Origin of the sequence: Comamonas sp. 23 (assembly GCF_049601575.1) — a bacterium.
GTDB lineage: Bacteria > Pseudomonadota > Gammaproteobacteria > Burkholderiales > Burkholderiaceae_C > Comamonas > Comamonas squillarum.
The window spans coordinates 3,804,711-3,826,120 of the sequence record NZ_CP187127.1; the positions used below are offsets into that span (position 1 = coordinate 3,804,711).

17 protein-coding genes are annotated in these 21,410 nt (G+C 64.2%); 11 read left to right on the plus strand and 6 right to left on the minus strand.

Annotated features, from left to right (window positions below; genetic code table 11):
- Positions 1-632 precede the first annotated feature (632 nt).
- The 5 genes from proV (at position 633) to ACPEE1_RS17285 (ending at position 6,075) form a co-directional block, all read left to right on the plus strand.
- Positions 633-1,937: a glycine betaine/L-proline ABC transporter ATP-binding protein ProV gene (proV, locus tag ACPEE1_RS17265; protein WP_182345212.1), complete on the plus strand. Its 1,305-nt coding sequence runs from the start codon at positions 633-635 to the stop codon at positions 1,935-1,937.
- A complete protein-coding gene (proW, locus tag ACPEE1_RS17270; protein WP_116927238.1) occupies positions 1,934-3,223 on the plus strand; it encodes a glycine betaine/L-proline ABC transporter permease ProW in 1,290 nt (429 codons plus the stop codon). Before proV ends, proW begins: the two co-directional genes overlap by 4 nt.
- Positions 3,224-3,346: 123 nt before the next feature.
- On the plus strand, positions 3,347-4,402 hold the full coding sequence (proX, locus tag ACPEE1_RS17275) for a glycine betaine/L-proline ABC transporter substrate-binding protein ProX (protein WP_423934086.1): 1,056 nt from the start codon (positions 3,347-3,349) through the stop codon (positions 4,400-4,402).
- Between the two features lie 234 nt (positions 4,403-4,636).
- On the plus strand, positions 4,637-5,650 hold the full coding sequence (proX, locus tag ACPEE1_RS17280; RefSeq protein ID WP_182345210.1) for a glycine betaine/L-proline ABC transporter substrate-binding protein ProX: 1,014 nt from the start codon (positions 4,637-4,639) through the stop codon (positions 5,648-5,650).
- Between the two features lie 104 nt (positions 5,651-5,754).
- Entirely contained in the window at positions 5,755-6,075 is a 321-nt protein-coding gene (locus ACPEE1_RS17285; protein ID WP_182345209.1) for a YkgJ family cysteine cluster protein, read from the plus strand.
- A gap of 39 nt (positions 6,076-6,114) precedes the next feature.
- On the opposite strand, the gene rtcA is transcribed toward ACPEE1_RS17285, so the two are convergent.
- The 4 genes from rtcA to ACPEE1_RS17305 all read right to left on the minus strand — a co-directional run bounded on the left by rtcA (position 6,115) and on the right by ACPEE1_RS17305 (position 11,350).
- Positions 6,115-7,185, minus strand: a complete 1,071-nt coding sequence (gene rtcA, locus ACPEE1_RS17290) for an RNA 3'-terminal phosphate cyclase (protein WP_232539559.1) — start codon at positions 7,183-7,185, stop codon at positions 6,115-6,117.
- A 51-nt stretch (positions 7,186-7,236) separates the two neighbouring features.
- The gene (locus ACPEE1_RS17295; protein ID WP_182345208.1) at positions 7,237-7,893 is read right to left on the minus strand and encodes a zinc-ribbon domain containing protein; all 657 of its coding nucleotides are present in this window, start codon (positions 7,891-7,893) and stop codon (positions 7,237-7,239) included.
- Positions 7,894-7,935: 42 nt separating this feature from the next.
- Positions 7,936-9,156, minus strand: a complete 1,221-nt coding sequence (locus ACPEE1_RS17300; protein WP_423934090.1) for an RtcB family protein — start codon at positions 9,154-9,156, stop codon at positions 7,936-7,938.
- Positions 9,157-9,772: 616 nt separating this feature from the next.
- Positions 9,773-11,350 (minus strand): vWA domain-containing protein, encoded by a 1,578-nt coding sequence (locus ACPEE1_RS17305; RefSeq protein ID WP_423934092.1) that lies wholly within the window; start codon positions 11,348-11,350, stop codon positions 9,773-9,775.
- 264 nt (positions 11,351-11,614) lie between these two features.
- Here ACPEE1_RS17305 and rtcR point away from each other — a divergent pair, with 264 nt between their 5' ends.
- The 5 genes from rtcR (at position 11,615) to ACPEE1_RS17330 (ending at position 18,315) form a co-directional block, all read left to right on the plus strand.
- Positions 11,615-13,231 (plus strand): RNA repair transcriptional activator RtcR, encoded by a 1,617-nt coding sequence (gene rtcR / locus ACPEE1_RS17310; RefSeq protein WP_423934095.1) that lies wholly within the window; start codon positions 11,615-11,617, stop codon positions 13,229-13,231.
- Positions 13,232-14,133: 902 nt separating this feature from the next.
- On the plus strand, positions 14,134-15,501 hold the full coding sequence (locus tag ACPEE1_RS17315) for an amino acid permease (protein WP_021027717.1): 1,368 nt from the start codon (positions 14,134-14,136) through the stop codon (positions 15,499-15,501).
- Positions 15,502-15,515: 14 nt separating this feature from the next.
- Entirely contained in the window at positions 15,516-16,193 is a 678-nt protein-coding gene (kynB, locus tag ACPEE1_RS17320) for an arylformamidase (protein WP_260719053.1), read from the plus strand.
- A 73-nt stretch (positions 16,194-16,266) separates the two neighbouring features.
- Positions 16,267-17,583: a kynureninase gene (gene kynU / locus ACPEE1_RS17325; RefSeq protein ID WP_116924879.1), complete on the plus strand. Its 1,317-nt coding sequence runs from the start codon at positions 16,267-16,269 to the stop codon at positions 17,581-17,583.
- Positions 17,584-17,613: 30 nt separating this feature from the next.
- The gene (locus ACPEE1_RS17330) at positions 17,614-18,315 is read left to right on the plus strand and encodes a 3'-5' exonuclease (RefSeq protein WP_182345204.1); all 702 of its coding nucleotides are present in this window, start codon (positions 17,614-17,616) and stop codon (positions 18,313-18,315) included.
- Here the strand turns inward: ACPEE1_RS17330 and ACPEE1_RS17335 are convergent.
- Positions 18,290-19,723: an L-lactate permease gene (locus ACPEE1_RS17335; protein ID WP_260719052.1), complete on the minus strand. Its 1,434-nt coding sequence runs from the start codon at positions 19,721-19,723 to the stop codon at positions 18,290-18,292. The two genes, ACPEE1_RS17330 and ACPEE1_RS17335, sit on opposite strands and share 26 nt — an antisense overlap.
- Positions 19,724-19,789: 66 nt before the next feature.
- Here ACPEE1_RS17335 and ACPEE1_RS17340 point away from each other — a divergent pair, with 66 nt between their 5' ends.
- On the plus strand, positions 19,790-20,371 hold the full coding sequence (locus ACPEE1_RS17340; protein WP_182345202.1) for a helix-turn-helix domain-containing protein: 582 nt from the start codon (positions 19,790-19,792) through the stop codon (positions 20,369-20,371).
- A gap of 27 nt (positions 20,372-20,398) precedes the next feature.
- On the opposite strand, the gene ACPEE1_RS17345 is transcribed toward ACPEE1_RS17340, so the two are convergent.
- Positions 20,399-21,307, minus strand: a complete 909-nt coding sequence (locus ACPEE1_RS17345) for a LysR family transcriptional regulator (protein ID WP_423934100.1) — start codon at positions 21,305-21,307, stop codon at positions 20,399-20,401.
- Positions 21,308-21,410: the final 103 nt, after the last annotated feature.

A 21,410-nucleotide genomic window follows, 5' to 3' on the forward strand; every position in this document is an offset into this window, starting at 1 on the left:
AAATTGAAACTATATGTTTCATGTTCATGCAAAGTCCTGACCGCTTGATCCGACCATATTTGGTTTTTTATTGCTATTAAAAAAGTAGCAATCCAGAAATCAGATGCTGCAAATGGCCGTGTAGAACGCCAAATTCGCCCGGATGAAACCCGCTTTTTTTGACTTCTATATTTCCAATACGTATACTTAAAGGATGTTTTACAACCTGCAACGCAGGTAATCCGTGCCTTTCTGACAGGTGCGGATCGTCTCCGTCGGGTCTTTGGCGTCGCGCCAAAGTCCGTCAACAGGCCGGAATATTCCCGGCCCTGATGCCCCGGCGTGGTGGCCTTTTTACAGTGTCCGCCGCGCTCGCGTGATTGAAACCATCGGGTTTCAATGCGCACGAGAGACCCTGTACCCGGCTCGACCCTGGAGCCCATCGCTGCTGGCATGCACGCCCGGTACAGGCAGAAATTGTTGGTCACATTGCGTGGCCTGCCCACCCCACGAGGGCTTGCCATGGTTGTCGCTTCGACAGCCAGGCGCAGCTATCGGCATCAGGGTTGAGAGATTGACGGTCCCGTGCTGGACGACGCCCTTCATGGGCGTCTTCAGCGTTGTAGCCACTACAACTTAGGGAGGAGCCACACATGGCCAAACAAATCCGTATCGAGCACGTCTTCAAGGTGTTCGGAGATTCCCCAAAAGCCGCGCTCGAGCTGGTGCGCAAAGGCGCCACCAAACAAGAAGTCATGGAGAAGACCGGCAACTCCATCGGCGTGTTTGACGCCAACTTCACGATCGAAGCCGGTGAAATCTTTGTCGTGATGGGCCTGTCGGGCTCGGGCAAGTCCACGCTGGTGCGCATGCTCAACCGCCTGATCGAGCCCACCAGCGGCGCCATCGTCGTCGATGGCCAGGACATCAACCAACTGTCCGACAGCAAGCTGCGCGCACTGCGCCGCAAGGACATCTCGATGGTGTTCCAGTCCTTTGCACTGATGCCCCACCTCACCGTGGTGGAGAACACCGCGTTCGGCCTGGAGTTGGCCGGCGTGGCCCGCGAAGAGCGCCTCACCGCTGCCGAGCAAGCGCTCGAGCAGGTGGGCCTGGCCGGCTGGGGCGCGAGCTACCCCGATGAGCTCTCGGGCGGCATGCAGCAGCGCGTGGGCCTGGCCCGGGCGCTGGCATCGGACCCCTCGATCCTGCTGATGGACGAGGCCTTCTCGGCGCTCGACCCCATTATCCGCACGGAGATGCAGTCCGAGCTGATGCGCCTGCAGGAGATCAAGCGCCGCACCATCGTCTTCATCTCGCATGATCTGGACGAAGCGATGCGCATCGGCGACCGCATTGCCATCATGAAGGACGGCATGGTCCAGCAGGTCGGCACGCCCGACGATATTTTGCGCAACCCTGCCAACGACTACGTGCGCGCCTTTATCCAGGGCGTGGATGCCGCAGCCGTGTTCAAGGCCGCCGATATCGCGCGCCGCGCCATCACCGTCGTCAAGGAAAGCGACCAGCGCGGCGCCCGCGCCGCCATGCAGCTGCTGCAGGACGAAGACCGGGATTTCGCCTATGTCGTCTCGCCCCGCAAGCAGTACCTGGGCACTGTCTCGACCGAATCCCTGCGCAATGCCTTGAAAGGCCATGTCGGCCCGTTGGGTCTGCAGCATGCCTACCTGGACAAGGTCGAGCCCATTGCCGAAGACGCGCTGGTGGCCGACCTGTTTGGCCAGGTCGCGCAGGCCCCCTGCCCGCTGCCGGTGCTGCGTGCCGATGGGCGCTTTGTCGGCGCGATTAGCAAGAACACCCTGCTGCGCTTCTTGGACCGCGACACGCCGCCCGTGCCGCCCACCGACCCTGCGGTGATCGCCATGCAAGCGGCCACCGAGGCCGCTGCCGCTGACGCCGCCAATACCGGCAACAACGACAACAGGAGTGCCGCATGAGTACCGACAACACGCTGACCATCGCCCAGAACACTGCCGCTGCCGACCCTTGGGCCGATACCGCATCGACCAGCTCGAGCGCGGCCACCGCATGGACCTCCACCGACGCTACGGACGCGGCAGCAGCACCCGCCCAGGCCGCACCGGTGGACGACCCCTGGGTTGCCGTGGGCAATGTCTCGGGCAACACCGACTGGCTGGGCGGCCCCGACGCCGTGGGCCAGACCGCGGATGCCGCCCAGGCCGCAGCGCAGCATGCGCAGGCCGCCCATGACAGCGGTTTCCACCTGAGCCAGCTCTGGGACGGCAGCCTGCCGGTGCAGGACTGGATCAACAGTGGCCTGACCTGGGTGGTGGCCAATTTCCGCCCCTTCTTCCAGACCGTGCGCGCGCCGATTGACGCCACGCTCACCGGTGTGGAGCATTTTCTGACCGCCATCCCGATGCTCGCGATGGTGGCGATCCTGGCGCTGATCGCCTGGCAATTTGCCGGCGGCGCCCTGGCCATTGGGGCCGTGGTGTCGCTGCTGATCATCGGCATGCTGGGCATCTGGCACGAAGCCATGGTCACCCTGTCGCTGGTGCTGACCTCGCTGGCCTTCTGCATCATCATCGGTCTGCCGCTGGGCATCTTGCTGGCCAGCAGCGACCGGGCGCAGAAGTTCTTCCGCCCGGTGCTGGACGCCATGCAGACCACCCCGGCCTTCGTCTACCTGGTGCCGGTGGTGATGCTGTTTGGCATTGGCAATGTGCCAGGCGTTGTGGTGACCATCGTGTTTGCACTGCCACCGCTGGTGCGCCTGACCAACCTGGGTATCCGCCAGGTCCGGCCTGACCTGATCGAAGCGAGCCGTGCCTATGGCGCCTCGCCACTGCAATTGCTGTGGAAGGTGCAGCTGCCGCTGTCCATGCCCTCGATCATGGCCGGTATCAACCAGTCGCTGATGCTGTCGCTGTCGATGGTGGTGATTGCCTCGATGATCGCCGTGGGCGGCCTGGGCCAGATGGTGCTGCGCGGTATTGGCCGCCTGGACATGGGCCTGGCCACTGTTGGCGGCCTGGGCATTGTGCTGCTGGCTATTTTGCTCGACCGCATCACCCAGGCCATGGGCCAGCCACGCCGCGGCGTGCGCCACTGGTGGCAGACCGGCCCGGCCGGCCTCATCGCCCGCGCCCTGCACAAGCCTGAAGCCAGCCCTGCGCCCAAGCCCCTGCCCCAGGCAGCGGCCCAAAAGCAGGCACAGGCAGCCACGCAGCCCGGCCAGGACGCCGTACCTGCCGCCTAAGCCCAGGCGGGGCAGCCCACACCCGTTGGCCAAGGCTGCCCTGCTCGCCCTCTTGGCCCCCCATTTGTGCATTGATCGGCGGCACGCAGCGCGTGCCCGCCGAACCCCAAACAAGGAGCATCCATGACATCCACCGCCCATTCCTGGCAGGCCTTCGCCGCCCCCACCCGCCTGGTCAAAAGCCTGCTGACCACCAGCTTGCTGGCCGCTGGCCTCGCCGCCGCCGGCCATGCGATGGCCCAGGACCTGCCCGGCAAGGGCATCAAGGTCCAGCCGCTGCAAAGCTCGATCGCCGAAGAAACCTTCCAGACCCTGTTGGTCAACAAGGCCATGCAAAAGCTCGGCTATGACGTGCAGCCCATCCGCGAAGTGGAATATGCCACCGCCCACGTGGCGATCGGCAACGGCGACGCCACCTACATGGCCGACCACTGGGATCCGCTGCAGGCCGACTTCTACAAGAATGCCGGCGGCGCCGACAAGCTCTACCGCGAAGGCGAGTACTCGACCAGCGCCGTGCAGGGCTATCTGATCGACAAGAAGACCGCCGATGAGCACAAGATCACCAATATCGAGCAGCTCAAGGACCCCAAGATTGCCAAGCTGTTTGACACCGACGGGGACGGCAAGGCCGACCTGACCGGCTGCACCCCCGGCTGGGGCTGCGAAGGCGCAATCGAGCATCAGCTGACTGCCTACAAGCTGCGCGATACCGTCACCCATGTGCAAGGCACCTATGCCGCGCTGATGGCCGACACCATCGCCCGCTACAAGTCCGGCAAGCCCATCCTCTACTACACCTGGACGCCATACTGGGTCAGCGCCGAGCTGCGCCCTGGCCGTGATGTTGTCTGGCTGCAAGTGCCGTTCACCGCACTGCCCGGCAACCAGGCCGATCTGAAGACTGCGCTGCCCAACGGCAAGAACTACGGCTTCCCGCTCAACACCCAGAAGATCGTCGCCAACAAGAAGTTCGCCGAAGCCAACCCAGCGGCCGCCAAGCTGTTTGCAATCATGAAGCTGCCGGTCGCGGACATCAACGCGCAGAACCTGGCGATGAAGGACGGCCAGAACAAGCCTGCCGATATCGAGCGCCATGCCGACGGCTGGATCAAGGCCCACCAGGCCGAGTTTGACGGCTGGATCAAGACGGCGCTGGACGCCGCCAAGGCGCAATAAGCCAGCTGGCAACACCAGCCTGGCAGGATCTTGCCGGGCCGGTGCCTTCCCCCAGGGGCATGCCGCCATGCCCACCGCTGCAGCGCCAGCGCTGCCCCGCCCCAAGCCCCCCGCAAGCTGCACACAGACCACCCGGCACCACCGGCCGGCCCGGGCGCCGTCTTGCCCCAGGGCTGCCCATGTTCCCTCTCGGTGCACCTCTGGTGCATCGCGTATCCATCCAAGGAGAAGACCATGACTGATAAAAACCGCTTCAATCGCCCCATCCACCTGGCCTGCGCCGCCGCCATCTCCTTGATGGCCTGGGGGCCCTTCGCCCAGGCGCAAGACCTGCCCGGCAAGGGCAAGGATGTGCTGCCGCTGCTGGGCACCGTGGATGAAGAGATGTTCCAGACCCTGATCGTCTCGCGCGCGCTGGAAAAGCTGGGCTACACCGTCAAGGACCCCAAGGGGCTGGAGAACGGCACCGAGCACGTGGTGGTCGGCCAGGGCGATGCCACCTTTATGGCCAACCACTGGATTCCGCTGCACCAGGAGTTTTATGAGCGCAATGGCGGCGCCAAGGTCTTCTACCGTGAGGGCATGTTCTCGACCAATGCAGCCCAGGGCTACCTGATCGACAAAGCCACGGCCGAGAAGTACAAGATCACCGACATCATGCAGCTCAAGGACCCCAAGATCGCCAGGCTGTTTGACACCGATGGCGATGGCAAGGCCGATCTGACCGGCTGCAACCCCGGTTGGGGCTGCGAGCTGGCGATCAACAAGCACCTCAAGGGCCTGGGCCTGGAAGGCAGCGTGACCCACCGCCAGGGCAACTATGCGGCGCTGATTGCCGACACCATCGCCCGCTACCAATCGGGCAAGCCGGTGCTCTACTATGTCTGGACCCCCTACTGGGTCAACGGCGTGCTCAAGCCCGGCCAGGATGTCGTCTGGCTGCAGGTGCCCAATATCCCCAATGCCAAGGGCGATGACGACACCCGCCTGCCCAACGGCAAGAACTATGGCTTCAAAGTGAACAACCAGTACATCCTCGCGAACAAAAAATGGACCGACGCCAACCCGGCCGCCGCCAAGCTGTTTGCCACCATGCAGGTGCCCATTGAAGACATCACCGCCCAGAACCTGCTGATGCGCAACGGCGAAAACAAGACTGCCGATATCCAGCGCCATGTGGACAGCTGGATCAAGAACAACCAGGCCAAGTTTGATGGCTGGATCAAGCAAGCGCTGGCCGCCAAATAAGTTTGGCACTCGCCGTGCCCACCCGAGCCCGCTCACCCAGCGGGCTTTTTTGTGGCGTTCAGCGGCGCAAAACTACAATAGCCGCCAAACAACGCCCATGCCCCATGTCCCATCCCTGCCTCAGTTGCGGCGCCTGCTGCGCCAGCTTTCGCGTTGATTTTTCGGTCCATGAATGCGACAGCAACGGGGGGCGTGTGCCCTCGGGCCTGGCTGAAGAGGTCAACGACACCACCAGCCGCATGCGCGGCACCGACTATGCCCGCCCGCGCTGCGCGGCCTTGACCGGCACCATCGGCCAGCAAGCCGCCTGCGGCATTTATGAATGGCGCCCCTCGCCCTGCCGGGAGTTTGCCGCCGGCAGCGAGGCCTGCAACAAGGCACGCCTGCGCCATGGCATGCCGGCGCTGGAAGGCGGGCTGTACTAGCCAGCCCCCCACCGCCCGATGCGTTGCGCTACAGCGGCGCTAGAGCGGAGCGATCCGCACCACGGGCGCACTGGCTGTTTCAATCGACATGCGCAGCGGCAGAAACTGCGCAATCACCGCCATATTGCTGTACAGGTGCGCGCTGGCCTCGCTGCAGCTAAAGGCAGCGGGCTGGCCGCTTTGCCACACGGCCAGCGCCTGCAGCAGCAAGAGCTGGTCGGCCAGGTAGGCACAAACGGCAGCATCGGGCTTTTTCTGGTAATCGCGCAGGTCCTGGCAGAGCTTGCGCGCCACCGCTTCGGACGAGACGCCATGCGCGCCCAGGCACCAGAACAGCTCGGTGACATGGTCATAGCGCAAGGTGGCCTGCAGCAGATTGCCCGGGCCTTCCTCCTGGTCCACCGGCAGCAGCTCCATCGCGCGCCGGTCCCAACCGGTCAGCCGCGCCAGCTCATCAAACTCGCGCATCGCAACGCCGCGCGGCACGGCCGCGCAGACCGCCTCCACCGACACATGCTGCAGCATGCCGCGCGCCAGCAGGTCAAAAGGCTGCAAACCCTGCGCTGCCGGGCTGATGCAGGCCAGCGCCTCGCCACCACCTGCCGGGTAAAAACCAAAGCGGCGCAGCCGCATATCCAGGCCTGCCCCCATGCGCGCCACCAAGGGCGCATAGGCGCGTTCAATGAAGTGGAAATTGGGCGCCAGCGGGTTGTGCGTGCCGCCCGCCAGCTGCACCGTGCTCGCGCCATCGGCCATCAGCAGCGCCGGCAGCACCGTCTGCAGCACCAGCATGGCGCTGCCCGCGCCCGAGATCGGGAAGCGGTAGTCCCCGGCCTTGAGCGTCACCGGCGCAAACTGCAGCTCCGTCACGCCCGCAGCGATGGGCGACAGCTGCGCATCGCTGATGGTCTGCGCGGCCTGCACACAGGCCAGGTGCTGGCGCATCAGCCCCGGCTTGGAGCGCCTGGCCCGGATGCTGTGCATCGCCAGCGGCCTTTGCGTGATGACCGACAGCGCCAGCGCCGTGCGCAGCATCTGGCCACCGCCCTCGCCTTGCGAGCCGTCGATCTCGACCAGGCCCTTTTCTATGGATTGGCTTGCGATTTGCATTGGAATCGTTTCCCTCTCTCTGTTTTCTTCTTCTGATTTACCTGCGCTGGCTCAGTGACCGGACAGCGCAGCGCCCATGGTCACGCGGGGATAGGCCACTACTCGGCAGACGCGATGCACACCGGGACGCAGCTCTACCTGGCGCCGCAAGATGCGGTCGATACGCGGCGCCCAGCTGCGCTCCAGGCTCAGCGCCTCCAGCTGCGCATGCGCGGGCTTGTCACCAAACTGCACCCACCACCAGGCGAGGGCCTGCGCTGCCAGGCTGCGCAGATCCGGCGCCTTGGACTGCAAGGCGGCATACACACGGGCACGGGCAGACGCATCGGGGCGGGCACGCCATAGCGCACGCAAGGCTGCCATCTCGGCCGCATCGCAATGGCTTTGGCGCCAGGCGCGGTGCCGCGCACGGCAGTCCTTGCAGCGGCTGGCACTGGCATACAGGCTGCCTTGCACTTGCTCGTACCACCATTTCTGGTCCTGCGCGGTCCAGACACAGGCGGCGCCGCAATCACAGCAGCGGTAGCTGATATCGACGTAGTAACCGGGGAGCCAAAAAGGCGCGCCGTGGATCAGTTCAAGGCGCTGCACATCAGCAGCCAAGGCGCCATGCGGCATGGCTGGGCGTAACGCTGCTTCACGCTGCGCCTCCATGCGCGCCCAACGGCGCTGCTTGATCTCGTGTCGACGTTGCTTATTGCTCTTCATCACCCTTCTCCTCAGGGTTGCGGCCCCATGGCCGCCCCCTTTTTACCCCTTCACACACACCACCTGCTTGAGCGTGTACACCACCTCCACCAGGTCGCTTTGCGCCGCCATCACCGCGTCGATATCCTTGTAGGCCATGGGGATCTCGTCGATCACCTCGGCGTCCTTGCGGCATTCCACGCCTTCGGTGGCGCGCATCTGGTCCTCGACGGTGAACAGCTTCTTGGCCTTGGTCCGGCTCATCGTGCGACCGGCACCGTGGCTGCAGCTGTTGAAGCTCTCGGGGTTGCCTTTACCGCGCACGATAAAGCTCTTGGCCCCCATGCTTCCCGGGATGATGCCCAGCTCACCCTGGCGTGCGCTCACCGCGCCCTTGCGGGTCACAAACACCTCCTGGCCAAAGTGCGTCTCGCGTTGCACATAGTTGTGGTGGCAGTTCACCGCTTCCAGGTGCGTCTCGAACGGTTTGCTGATCACCTTCTTCAAGGCATGGATCACGCGAACCATCATCACCTCGCGGTTGGCACGCGCAAACTTCTGCGCCCAACCCACCGCTTTGACATAGTCGCCAAAGTAGGCGGCGCCTTCTTCAAAGTAGGCCAGGTCCTTATCGGGCAGGTTGCGCTGGTGCAGCTCGGCATCCTTCTTGGCCAGCTCGATGAAGTGGGTGCCAATGGCGTTTCCCACCCCGCGCGAGCCCGAATGCAGCATGATCCACACGGCTTGGTTCTCGTCCAGGCAGACTTCGATGAAGTGGTTACCGGACCCCAGGGTTCCCAGGTGCTTGTAGTTGTTGGTGTTCTTCATGCGCGGGTGCGCTTCGCAGATCTCGTCGAACTCCTTGACCAGGCCCGTCCAGGCGGCATCGGTTTCCTCAGGCGGCGTCTCCCAGCTTCCCTTGTCGCGGCCATAGCGCTTGGGCGTCATCCCCACCGGCACTGCCCGCTCGATCGCAGCGCGGATCGGCGCCAGGTTGTCGGGCAGATCGCTGGCCGTCAACGTGGTCTTGCAGGCCATCATTCCGCAACCCAGGTCCACCCCCACCGCCGCCGGGATGATGGCCTTGAGCGTAGGCACCACCGAGCCGATGGTGGCACCAATCCCCAAGTGGACATCAGGCATCACCGCCACGTGCTTGAACACCACCGGCAGGCGCGAGATATTGGCCAGCTGGTTCTGCGCTTCGGCCTCGACCGGCACGCCATTGGTCCACATCTTCACGGGCACGCCATTAGGCACTTGCATTTCGTTGTATTGCGACATCTCTTAGCTCTCTTCTTTATCTTCACACCGCTGTATGACAGCGATGACTTGGTAGGGGTGACACGGTGAGCACCTCTGGGCTGCGACCAGGGTTTGGTGAAACACTTCCGGAGCTCAGGCACTGAGCTACAGGTTCAAAGAACCTGGCGGGATTCCAACCCGCATCGCCGGATTCCAATGTAGTTCCACCGGCATTCGCAGCCAGCGATGCAAACCTTCCCAAAAACACTATCCCAACAAAAGCGCGACCAGGGTCGGCAAGACAACTGCCACACCGGTTTCCCGGCTGAGGATTCGAACCCCCGGCGTTCCGGATGTAGTCTTGCCAGCATTCGCGCAAACCAAAAATCTTGTACAGATGGGCCACCTGCAGCGACTAAAAAGGTGAAATATTTTTCGTGCTCTACCCATGAGCTACAACTTGCGTTGGCAGGACTCGAACCTGCTCCCTCGAGCGTTAAAGGCTGTAATTTCACCGGCATTCGCCGCAAGCCACCCAAACCTTTTAAACCTTATTCATTGTCGGTATCCACCGTTGGCGACCAGAAGGTGGTGTGACGCAACAGTTTTGGAATATAGTCACACCGGCATTCGCCAACAGCAGATAAAACACAGCTTACTGGGCGGGCAGCACGATCTGCTCGATCTCGCCCACCCAATGTGCGGCACCCAGCTTGCCTTCGGCAAAACGGGCCACCACATCAAATACCGCATCGCTGAAACCACCGATATTCAAGATATCGGCACGCTCCTGCGCCTGCGTCGTCGCATACGGCTGGATGTCAATACACACCAGCTTGGCAGCGGGGTTGCGTTGCTTGATGCGCGCCCATTGCTGCATCGTCTCCGTCGCACCCGAGCGCTTGCCATCCACCCAGGACTCGTTGTCCGAGACCAGGATCACCAGGTCCACGGCCGCCTTTTCATCGGCCAGCAGCTTGAGCGGCGCACTGCAATTCGTACCGCCTCCGCCCACAGCCGCCAGGCGGCTGGCATTGGTCATCACCGAATCACGGCCGTTGAGCGACAGCGGCACCACCTTGCATTCAAAGGGAAGCACGCGCGCCTCGCGGTTCTTGCGCAGCACGGCAGCCGCCATCAGGCCAGCCACATCGATGCAGCGCACCGCGCTGGTGGCACCGGCCCGGTAACCCGTCACCGACGAGTGCATGGAACCAGAGACATCAGGGCAGACGGCGACCCGGCCCGCAAATTGCGGCACGTTGGCCGTTGCCAGCTCCATCGCATCCTGCAGCGCCTCTGCCACGGCAGCCGGCACCTGCTGGCCCGCAGCCTGGTAGGCCGCCAGCAGCTGGTAAGGCATGGCACGGGCCTTGGCCACGGCTGCCGCATCCTGCAGCTTGGCGGCCACGCGCTCAGCCATACCAGGCAGCTCGAACACACCATGGCGTGCCAAGGTGTTCAGGTTCTGCCGCAGCATCTGCCACGAACCCTGGCTTGCAATCTGCGCCCATTGCTGCGCACCCAGGCCCAGCGCGGTCAGCATCTGGAACGGCACCTCCGGCACCTGCTCGGGCATCTGGCCCTGGGCCACGGCACGCTTGAAGCGCTCGAACGCCAAGGTGATGGGTGGCAGGCTGGCTTCGTCATACGACTTGCCAATCAGCCAGGCAAACCAAGCGGCGCGCCAGGCCTCCTGGGGCTTGGGGTGCACCATCTTGACCACATCGGCGAGCGAGGGCTGGTTACCGATGGCGGCGTTGAGCAACTGCTTTTCCGTCGCCGTCAGCAACCACTGCTGCACCAGCTTCTTGGGCCGGGTGCCGAGCGACTTGCGCCCCAGCACTCCGCTGCGCAGGATTTGCACAAAATTGCGCAGCATCTTGCCGTTGTCCACCACGCGGGGAAAGATCTGTGCCAGCAGCTCGACATCACGCACGGCCAGCACCGCCGCCAAGGTGGCAGGCATGTCCTTCATATAGCCACGCTCACGGGCATAGATGGCCGTCTTGGCAATAAAAGGCGCTTCGACCTTGGCCAGCACGTCCATCAGATGCGAGAGCTGGTCCTGCGGGCTGGCATAAAAAGTCTGGCCCAGGCAACCGGTCAGCGCCATTTGCGCCAGCTGGTGCTGCGGGCCAAATGCATAGGCCGCCATACCCGATTGGTTGGTGGCATCCGCCGTTGCCAGCTGGGAGCCCTTGTAGGTTTGAAACAGTTGCAGGTTGACCATGGTGTTCTTCTTTCTTGTTCATTCAACGCCTCGGGAAAGCAGAGACCCTGCTCTGCTTTCCCCAACGCACGCCACGTGGCGCTTGTTAGGTTTATTGCCAAAAGCGTGCCAACTTTTATATCCAGCACTCGCACGAAATTAACTTATTGATTTAAATATAAATTTTCATACCACCACCAATTCCCACTTCACCATCGTCTCGCTATTTTTATCTTTTTATCTAATCTATTTAGAATATGGAATCGTCTTCAAGATCGCACTCGCATGAAACCCATCACCGTCATCGGCTTCCTTGGCACCCAGCTCGACAGCGGACGCGGCGCAGGCCGCTGGAGCAAATGGCGCCCCTCGGTGGCCATCACGCAGCATGAGGACATGGTGGTGGCCCGCATGGAGCTGCTCTACACGCGCGCGCATGTGGACCTGGCGCGGCTGGTGCAAAAGGACATCGCCACCGTGAGCCCCGAGACCGAAGTCCACCTGGTGGAGCTGCCGATCCACGACCCCTGGGACTTTGAAGAGGTCTATGGCGCGCTCTACGACTGGACCAGCAGCTACCACTTCGACAGCGACCAGGCCCAGTACTGGCTCAACATCACCACGGGCACCCATGTGGCGCAGATCTGCCTGTTTTTGCTGGCCGAATCGCGCACGATCCCCGGCGTGATCCTGCAGGCCTCGCCGCCCAAGCGGCAGATCGATGGCGCGGCGGGCAACTATGCGCTGATCGACCTGGACCTGTCGCGCTACGACGCGCTGGCCACCCGCCATGCGCAGGCCCAGCAGGATGCGGTGGCCTTTCTCAAAAGCCACATCCCCACCCGCAACCCGCGTTTCAACCAGCTGATCGCCGAGATCGAGCAGGTGGCAGGCCGCTCGCAGGCGCCCATGCTGCTGGTGGGGCCTACGGGCGCGGGCAAGTCCTTCCTGGCGCGCCGCATGTACGAGCTGAAAAAGGCACGCCACCAGCTCAGCGGCGCCTTTGTCGAAGTGAACTGCGCCACCTTGCGCGGCGACAGCGCCGCCAGCACCTTGTTCGGCCACAAGAAAGGGGCGTTCACCGGCGCTGCCACCGAGCGCGCCGGCCTGCTGCGCACCGCAGACCAGGGCCTGCTGTTTCTCGACGAAATCGGCGAGCTGGGCGCTGACGAGCAGGCCATGCTGCTGATGGCGATCGAGGAAAAGCGCTTTTATCCCATGGGCTCGGACAAGGAGGTGAGCAGCGACTTCCAGCTGATCGCAGGCACCAACCGCGACCTGCGCCTGGAGGTGAGCGCCGGCCGCTTTCGCGAAGACCTGTTTGCCCGCATCAACCTCTGGACCTACAACCTGCCCGGCCTGGCCCAGCGCAGCGAAGACATCGAGCCCAACATCGACCACCTGCTGGTGCAGCATGCCCAGCAAACCCACCGCACCGATCGCTTCAACGCCGAGGCGCGCAAACGCTACCTGCAGTTCGCCCAGAGCCCGCAAGCGCTGTGGAGCGGCAATTTTCGCGATCTGCACGCGAGCGTGACGCGGCTGGCCACCTTGTCGACCAGTGGTCGTATCACCGAGGACCAGGTGGAGGCGGAGATTGGGCGCTTGCAGTGGCTGTGGCAGCGGCCGGAGGCTGTGGCCTCGTCTGTCGATGGTTCTGCTGAAGTGGCGCTGGAGGCCTTGTTGCCAGGCGATGCCATTGAGGCCATGGATTTGTTTGACCGGATGCAGTTGGCGTCAGTGGTGCGGGTGTGTCGTTCATCTGGCAGTTTGTCAGAAGCGGGGAGGCAGTTGTTTCAGGCTTCGCGGGCGCAGCGGGCGGTGGTCAATGATGCGGATCGGTTGCGCAAGTATTTGCAGAAGTTTGGGTTGAGTTGGGATGTGGTTTGTGGTGCTCGTTGAGCCCTTTGAGGTCGCTTGCTGTTTTTAGCTTCCGCTGTGCATTGCATGCTGCTGGGCGTGTGCAGCTCTTGCTTATGCATATGCCTGCGGCGCTGCTTGATTTTGTTGGCCGGGTCTCGCCCCGGCGGGCGAGATACTTTTCTTGGCGACCCCGGATCGCCGGCCGAAGAAAAGTACCCAAAAGAAGGTCGCCCTGCTGACTACGTCCCTTCGCTTCGCTACGGGCAACCTGTGGTGCTCGGGTATGGGCTGCACCGCGAAACTCACTACGCGCCAAAGGCGCTCCGTTCAAACAGACGCGGTGAGTCAGTTCACGATGCAGTTGCACTCTACGGTGCAACTGCCCAGCCCATACCCTGTGCTCCTCGGCGCATTCAGAAGGGGAGATTCGCAGACGCAGGCCATCGCTACGCTCGGCCCCCAAACAGGCCGAGCGCAGCGATGGCCTATTGGTATTTGGCTGTTTGGGGGTTGTTTGCATCCCCCCTTTTGCATGCGCCTGGGGCGTGGTGTTTGTGGGGTGGCACTGGCACCGCAGAGTGCCAGTGCATCGTCAACTAGCTTGCCGCGTCTGTTTGAACGGAGCGCCTACGGCGCGTAGTGAGTTTCGCGGCACACCCCGCAAACGCCACGACACAGGTTGCCCTTCGCAAAGCGAAGGGTCGCAAGCAGCAGGGGCAGCCTTCTTTTGGGTACTTTTCTTGGCAGCGCAAGAAAAGTACCTCGCCCGCCGGGGCGAAACCCGGCCAGCAATAACTTGCAAAGATAAATGCCCATCTAACAGCCATGGCACAAACAAGCGACATGGATTTCCCACAAATCCTAAAATCCCCACCTTCCCCGCGCACCAGCGGCCCGCAAAGCCGCCCCAGCGCCACCCCAGCCACAACAAGCAAAAACCCGTGTCCCCTTTTGAATCGATTGCCCGCCGCGAACGCGGGCTGCTGCAGCAACTCACTGCAGCCCAAATGACGATGATCGCCATTGGCGGCGCCATCGGCACCGGCCTCTTCATGGGCAGCGCTTTTGCCATCGGCTTTGCCGGGCCCAGCGTGCTCATCAGCTACGCCATTGGCGCGCTCATCGGCCTCTTGCTGATGGGCTGCCTCGCCGAGATGACCGTCGCACACCCGACCAGCGGCTCGTTTGGCGCCTATGCCGAGCACTACCTCAGCCCGCTGGCCGGCTTTGTGGTGCGCTATGCCTATTGGGCGGCCGTGGTGCTGGCGGTAGGCATGGAGGTCACCGCGGTTGGCAAGTACATGAAGTACTGGTTCCCCGAGGTGGAGCAATGGGTCTGGGTGGCGCTGTTCTCGGTCGTGCTGGCGGCCGTCAATGCCACCAGCGTCAAGGCCTTTGGGCAGATGGAGTATGTGTTCTCCATGGTCAAGGTCGTGGCCATCGTGGCCTTTATCCTGATCGGCGCCTATGTGGTGTTCGGCTCGCGGCCCGAAGGTGTGGGTTTTTCCAACTACACCGCGGACCGGGGCTTTTTCCCCAATGGCTGGTGGGGCACCTGGGTGGGGGTGATCATCGCCATCTTCAGCTACCTCAGCCTGGAGTCGATCGCGATTGCCGCCGGTGAGGCGCAGAACCCGCGCCAGGCGGTGACCTCGGCGTTCAAGACCACGGTGCTGCGCCTGGTGCTGTTCTACCTGCTGTCGCTGGCTTTGATGCTGGCCATCGTGCCCTGGAGCCATGCCAGCACCGACAAGAGCCCCTTCGTCAAGGTGATGGAGATCGTCGGCATTCCCGGCGCGGCGAGCGTGCTCAATTTTGTGGTGCTCGTCGCCAGCCTCTCGGCGATGAATGCGCAGCTCTATGTCACCTCGCGCATGATGTTCAGCCTCTCGCGCGGCGGCTACGCGCCGGCAGCGCTGGGCAAGGTCAACAGCCGGGGCGTGCCGATGGGCGCAATTGCGATCTCCTGCCTGGGCATGGCGGTCGCCATGGTGCTCAACGTGCTCAAGCCCGAGGAGTCGCTCACCCTGATGATGTCGATCTCGATGTTCGGCGCCATGTTTGCCTGGTTCATGGTGTTTGTCACCCACCTCTTCTTCCGCCGCCGCTGGCAGCGCGAGCATCCGGGCGAGCGCCTGCAGTTCCGCATGTGGGGCTTTCCGGTGCTGACCCTGCTGGGCGCCGTGCTGATGCTGGCCGTGATCATCACCACCTATTTCACCGATGTGTTCCACATGACCACCTTGATCGGCGTGCCCATGCTGCTGGTAATGACCGCCGTCTACCTGATCTGGTACCGCAAGCGCTGATACATTGCATAGCTATGCCAAACACGCCTCACTCCGCGCCAACCCTGTGGGACATCTCACCGCCCGTCTACGTCGGCATGCCGGTGTTTCCCGGCGACACGCCCTACCAGCAGCAATGGGTGGCCAGCATCGGGCCGGGTTGCCCGGTCAATGTGGCCAGCATCACCAGCACCCCACATGCAGGGGCCCACGCCGATGCGCCGCTGCACTACGCCCCCGATGGCGCGACCATCGGCCAGGTCGATCTGGCGCCCTACCTGGGCCGCTGCCGCGTGGTCCATGCGATTGGCTGCGGCCCGCTGATCGAGTGGCAGCACATCGAACACGCGATAAGCGACGACCTGCCTGCGCGCGTTTTGGTGCGCACCTACCAGCAGATGCCGCAAACCCAGTGGGATGCGGGCCTGACGGGCTACGCGGCCGAGACCGTGGAGCGCCTGGCTGCGCTGGGTGTGCGCCTGATCGGCATTGACACCGCCAGCATCGACCCGGCCGACAGCAAGGCCCTCCCCAGCCACCAGACCGTGCGCCGCCACGACATGCGTGTGCTGGAGAACCTGGTGCTGGACGCCGTGCCCGAGGGCGATTACGAGCTGATCGCGCTGCCGCTCAAGCTCGTGCAGGCCGATGCCTCGCCGGTGCGCGCCGTGCTGCGCGCGCTGCCCGGCACCTACAATCAGGCCTCGGTCTGAACCACCCCATCCCTTGCGGCAGGCGCCTGGCCCACCAGCGCCTGCCCGCCACCATTGACAAAGAGACATAGCCATGACCACCTTGGAAGCCTGCCGCGACGTTGACCAGCAAGAGCCGCTGGCACCGCTGCGCGATCTGTTCGACCTGCCCGACGGCGTGATCTACCTGGACGGCAACTCGCTGGGCCCACTGCCCAAGGCCACGGCCGCGCGCGTGGCCGATGTGGTGCAGCGTGAATGGGGCCAGGGCCTCATCCGCAGCTGGAACGATGCCGGCTGGATCGACCTGCCCCAACGTTTGGGCGACCAGTTTGCGCCCTGGATAGGCGCCAAGCCCGGCGAAGTCGTGTTCACCGACACGACCTCGGTCAACCTCTACAAGGTGCTGAGCGCGGCCATCCGCCTGTCGCAGCAGGAGTTCTCCGACCCGGCGCCGCGCACCAAGGTCATCAGCGAGCGCAGCAACTTCCCCACCGATCTGTACATCGCCGAGTCACTGTGCAAGCAGCACAACCTGGAGCTGGTGCTGATCGAGCCCGAAGAGCTGCCCGCTTGCCTGACCACCGACGTCGCCGTGCTGCTGCTCAGCCACGTGAACTACCGCACCGGCCATATGCACGACATGACCCAGGTCACGCGCGATGCGCATGCGCAGGGCGTGCTGACCGTCTGGGACCTGGCCCATGCCGCCGGCGCCGTGCCGGTGGACCTGAACGCCGCCAACGCCGACTACGCGGTGGGCTGCAGCTACAAATACCTCAATGGCGGCCCCGGCGCCCCGGCCTTTGTCTGGGTGCATGCGCGCCATACCGACAAGTTCTGGCAGCCGCTGTCGGGCTGGTTTGGCCATGCCGAGCAGTTTGCCTTTACCAGCGACTACCAGCCAGCTGCCGGCATCCGCCGCTATATGTGCGGCACCCAGCCGATGATTGCGCTGTCGGCGCTGCAGTGCGGCCTGGACATCTTTACCGAAGCCGAGAAATACGGCGGCATGACGGCGCTGCGCCGCAAGTCCATCGCGCTGACCGACCTGTTCATCGAGCTGGTGGAGACCCGCTGCGCCGGTTACGGCCTGGGCCTGGCCACGCCGCGCGATATCTTTGCGCGCGGCTCGCAGGTGTGCCTGACGCGCGACGACGGCGCGGGCGTGGACGGCCAGGGCAGCGGCGCCTACGCCATCGTGCAGGCGTTGATTGCCCGGGGCGTCATCGGTGACTTCCGCAAGGGCGACGGCGGCAACGGCCCGCACAAGGACATTCTGCGCTTTGGCTTCACCCCCCTCTACACCCGTTTTGAAGACGTGTGGAACGCGGTCGAGCACCTGCGCCAGGTGCTGGAATCGGGCGAATGGCAAAAGCCCGAGTTCAACCGCATCCATGCGGTGACCTGATTGCCGAGCACCTCCAGCACCCGCCCCGCCATGTCCGAACGCATCGCCATTCTCGACTTTGAAACCACCGGCATGAGCCCGGCGCATGGCGCGCGTGCGGCCGAGGTCGGCATTGTCATGGTCGAGAACGGCCGCATTGTGGACCGCTACCAGAACCTGATGAATGCCGGCCAGCGCATGCCCAGCTTTATCACGCAACTGACCGGTATCACCACAGCGATGCTGCAGGCGGCAGCGCCCGCTGAGCAGGTGATGCGCGAGGCAGCAGACTTTGTCGGCACGGCGCCGCTGGTCGCACACAACGCATCGTTTGACAGCAAGTTCTGGCTGGATGAGCTCGAGCGCGCAGGCTGCGCGGCCAGCCCGGCCGCGGCGCCTGTCGGCAGCCTGTTTGCCTGCACGGTCTTGCTGTCGCGCCGCCTCTACCCCGAGGCGCCCAGCCACTCGCTGGGCAAGATCGTGCGCCATCTGCAACTGCCGCCGGCCGACAAGGCCCACCGGGCGCTGGCCGATGCCGAGATGACCGCCCATTTGCTGCTGCGCATGCAGGCCGATCTGCGCAGCCGCTGGCATATCCCCGACCCCAGCCATGCACTGCTGAGCGAGCTGCAGGTCTGCCAGCGCAAGCACCTGGGCCGCTGGCTCAGCAACACCTCCGCACGCCAGACCCAGCCACAGCTGCCCGAACTGGTGGCCACACTGGCGCCTAAGGCTGCTGCAGCACGGCGCTGAGCAGCACATTCAGCACCGCCATCAGCAGCACCGCCAGCCCGGTGACCAGCAGCACCTGGGACTGCACCCAGGCGCGCTCAGTCTGTGCCGTCCCGGACACCAGCTGGCAGGCCATCTCCACCTTGCCGGGCGATGCCATCAGCAGCAGCGCCGCGCTGACATTGTGGACCGCCATAAAGGGCAGCACCGCGACGCCCAAGGCCTGCGCAATCTCGGCCTGGGTAGCGGCAAACATCGCATTCGCCCCCGTGTTGGAGCCGGTCACAAAGCCGCCCAGCGCGCCGACAAAAGGCGCAGCAAACACATAGGCGCTGCCGCCCTGGGCCAAGGCATGGGCCAGTTGCGCGGCCATGCCAGATACCGCCATCACGACACCCAGCACGATGAACAGCCCCGTCACGGGCGCCACCTGGCGCCAGGACTGCCACACCCGCTGCAGGCTGCTGGGCGCTGGCAGGCCACGCGCAAACCAGGCCGCCGCCACAAACAGCCACAAGGCCGGTGACGCCAGCAGATGCCAGGCGCCCGCAGCTTGCAAGGCCCGCAGCACGGCCCCTGCCACCAGCACACCGAGCAGCAGCAAGCCATAGGCGGCCAGCGCGCGCCAGCCCAGAGGGCCCAGCGGCGCAGCGGCATCGCCCGCAAAAGCGCCTGCGCCCCGCCGGCCCAACCAAAGCCAGAGCACGGTCATCAGCAAGGCGCCCAGCGCTCCGGCGGCTGAGGTACCTACCACCGCATTGCTCAGCCCAATGGCCAGTGCCAGCAACAGGCCCGACAGCGCGCCCTGCAGCATAGCCCCCGCACGCCGGCCCGGCGCACTGGCCAGCCCTGCGGCGGCCACACCCACGACCACCATCGGGATCACGCTCACTGCCGCCGAGGCCACGCCCAGCGCGTCAAATGACAGCCCGGCCATCGTCGCGGCAACCAAGGTGCCCGGGCCCATCGAACCCCAGGGCACGGCGCACAGGCCTAATAGGCCAATCAGCGCAATCTTGCGCGCCGGCAAACCGCTGTGCACCAACAGTGGAATGCCAATCGTGATGCCAATGCCAAAGCCGGTCAGCGATTCGGCAAAGGGCGTGACCCCATGCACCACCAGCAACACCGCACCCATGCCTTCGCCGGTGCGGCCCATCACCCATTGCGCCAGCGCCTTTTGCGCGCCGGCGGCGCGCAGCACTTCGGACAGCAAGAGGCCCCCGCCAACAATCAGCAGCACCTCGACCAGCACCGGCATCCAGCTGGCCAGGGCCTGCAGCGCTGCGGGCGCGCTGAGCGGAAACGCCATCACACAGCCGACCAGCGCCAACGCCACGCCGATCAGCGCCGCATACAGCGAGCGCAGGCCCAGCAGCAACCCGGCGATAACGGCCAGGACCGGCGACGCACTCAATAACAGGTACATTGGGAGAGCTCTTGTTGAAATTGCATATAGGTAAATAATATTTCCTACACGAAATATCGTCAATCCATGTCGACTGAAAACTCCCCACCCAGCGCGGACTCCGACCTGCAGTTCGGCCTGGCGGTGCGCGCCCGCCGCGCCCAGCTAGCCATCACCCTGGACCAATTGGCCCAGGCCAGTGGCGTAACTTCCGGGGCGCTGTCCCGGGTGGAGCGGGGGCTACTGAGCGTGAGCCTGCGCAACGCCATGGCCATTGCGCGCGGCCTGGGCTGCGAGCTGAGCGACCTGGTGCAAAGCCCTGCCCCGGCGCAGATCACCCGCGCGGGCGACCATGCGCGCTTTGTGCATGAGGACACCGGCATCGTGCGCCTGGCGCTGGCCCGCCCGCTGCCGGGGCTCGAGCTGCTGCACTATGCGGTGCCGCCCGGCCAGAGCTCCAGCCACTTCGCGCCGCACCGCCCGGGCACACGCGAGGTGTTCTATGTCGAGACCGGCAGCCTGCGCGTCTTCACCGGTACTGATTCGGTGCTGCTGCAGGCGGGTGACAGCGCCCAGCTGGCGATGGACACCGAGCACCACTTTGCCAACGAAGGCCGGGGCGTTGCGCATTTCATCCTGCTGGTGGCAGCTCCGGCACACGGCGGCTGATGCCCCTGCGCCTGGCCTCGATGGGCTTTATGGCGACGGTGGCTGGAACAGCCACTCGGCCACAAAGTCCACAAACACGCGCAGGCGCGGCGACATCAGCCGGCCCGAAGGCCAGAGGATGCTGAACTGACCGGAATAGGTCAGACAGTCGTCCAGCACCGTCTGCAAGCTGCCATCGGCCAGCGCGTCGCGGGCCAGAAAATCGGGCATATAGGCGATGCCCAGGCCGGCGATCGCCGCGCCGCGCAAGGCCTCCATGTTGTTGCAGGTCAGCGCCGGCGGGTGGGCTGCGGCATCCTGCTGTGCCTCGGCCGTGTCACCGCCCATCTGCCAGGGCTGCAGCTTGCCCGAGGTGGGAAAACGAAAACGCAGGCAGTCGTGCGCCGCCAGGTCCTCGAGCCGCTGGGGCCGGCCGCGCTGCGCCAGATAGGCGGGGGATGCGCAGAGCACAAAGCGGAACAGGCCCAGGCGCCGGGCGCTGAGGCTGGAGTCGGCCAGCACCCCACTGCGGATCACCGCATCCAGGCGCGCCTCAACCACATCCACCAGCCGGTCGTTGAAGTCCAGGTCCAGCTCAATGTCCGGATAGCGCGCACGGAAGTCTGGAATCACCGGCAGCAAAAAGCGGTAGCCAATGGTGGGCAGCCCTATGCGCAACAGGCCCCGGGGGCTGCTTTGGGTGCTCGACAGCAGCGCCTGCGCATCCTGCAGGTCATCCAGAATGCGGCGCCAGTGCGTGTACATCAGCTCGCCCTCATGCGACAGCGACACCCGCCGCGTCGTGCGCACCAGCAGCTGCGTGCCCAGCTGCGCCTCCAGCTTGGCCACGCTTTTGCCAACGGCAGACGCGGAGATGCCCAGGGCGCGGGCGGCGGCCACAAAACTGCGGCGCTCGGCCGCCTGCACAAAGGCGGCGATGTGGTTGAGGTTGTCCATGCGCGCATATTACGGAATTTTGGTTGTTAATCAAACAACGATTGGCCTGTTTATCGGCGATTCATTCCTCATTAAGCTCCACAGCGTGTTTTTGCAGGAGTTG

Bases quoted from the DNA above. Each gene is read 5' to 3' on its own strand.
- proV (WP_182345212.1), top strand. From the start codon at position 633: ATGGCCAAACAAATCCGTATCGAGCACGTCTTCAAGGTGTTCGGAGAT.
- proW (WP_116927238.1), top strand. From the start codon at position 1,934: ATGAGTACCGACAACACGCTGACCATCGCCCAGAACACTGCCGCTGCC.
- proX (WP_423934086.1), top strand. From the start codon at position 3,347: ATGACATCCACCGCCCATTCCTGGCAGGCCTTCGCCGCCCCCACCCGC.
- proX (WP_182345210.1), top strand. From the start codon at position 4,637: ATGACTGATAAAAACCGCTTCAATCGCCCCATCCACCTGGCCTGCGCC.
- ACPEE1_RS17285 (WP_182345209.1), top strand. From the start codon at position 5,755: ATGTCCCATCCCTGCCTCAGTTGCGGCGCCTGCTGCGCCAGCTTTCGC.
- rtcA (WP_232539559.1), bottom strand. From the start codon at position 7,185: ATGCAAATCGCAAGCCAATCCATAGAAAAGGGCCTGGTCGAGATCGAC.
- ACPEE1_RS17295 (WP_182345208.1), bottom strand. From the start codon at position 7,893: ATGAAGAGCAATAAGCAACGTCGACACGAGATCAAGCAGCGCCGTTGG.
- ACPEE1_RS17300 (WP_423934090.1), bottom strand. From the start codon at position 9,156: ATGTCGCAATACAACGAAATGCAAGTGCCTAATGGCGTGCCCGTGAAG.
- ACPEE1_RS17305 (WP_423934092.1), bottom strand. From the start codon at position 11,350: ATGGTCAACCTGCAACTGTTTCAAACCTACAAGGGCTCCCAGCTGGCA.
- rtcR (WP_423934095.1), top strand. From the start codon at position 11,615: ATGAAACCCATCACCGTCATCGGCTTCCTTGGCACCCAGCTCGACAGC.
- kynB (WP_260719053.1), top strand. From the start codon at position 15,516: ATGCCAAACACGCCTCACTCCGCGCCAACCCTGTGGGACATCTCACCG.
- kynU (WP_116924879.1), top strand. From the start codon at position 16,267: ATGACCACCTTGGAAGCCTGCCGCGACGTTGACCAGCAAGAGCCGCTG.
- ACPEE1_RS17330 (WP_182345204.1), top strand. From the start codon at position 17,614: ATGTCCGAACGCATCGCCATTCTCGACTTTGAAACCACCGGCATGAGC.
- ACPEE1_RS17335 (WP_260719052.1), bottom strand. From the start codon at position 19,723: ATGTACCTGTTATTGAGTGCGTCGCCGGTCCTGGCCGTTATCGCCGGG.
- ACPEE1_RS17340 (WP_182345202.1), top strand. From the start codon at position 19,790: ATGTCGACTGAAAACTCCCCACCCAGCGCGGACTCCGACCTGCAGTTC.
- ACPEE1_RS17345 (WP_423934100.1), bottom strand. From the start codon at position 21,307: ATGGACAACCTCAACCACATCGCCGCCTTTGTGCAGGCGGCCGAGCGC.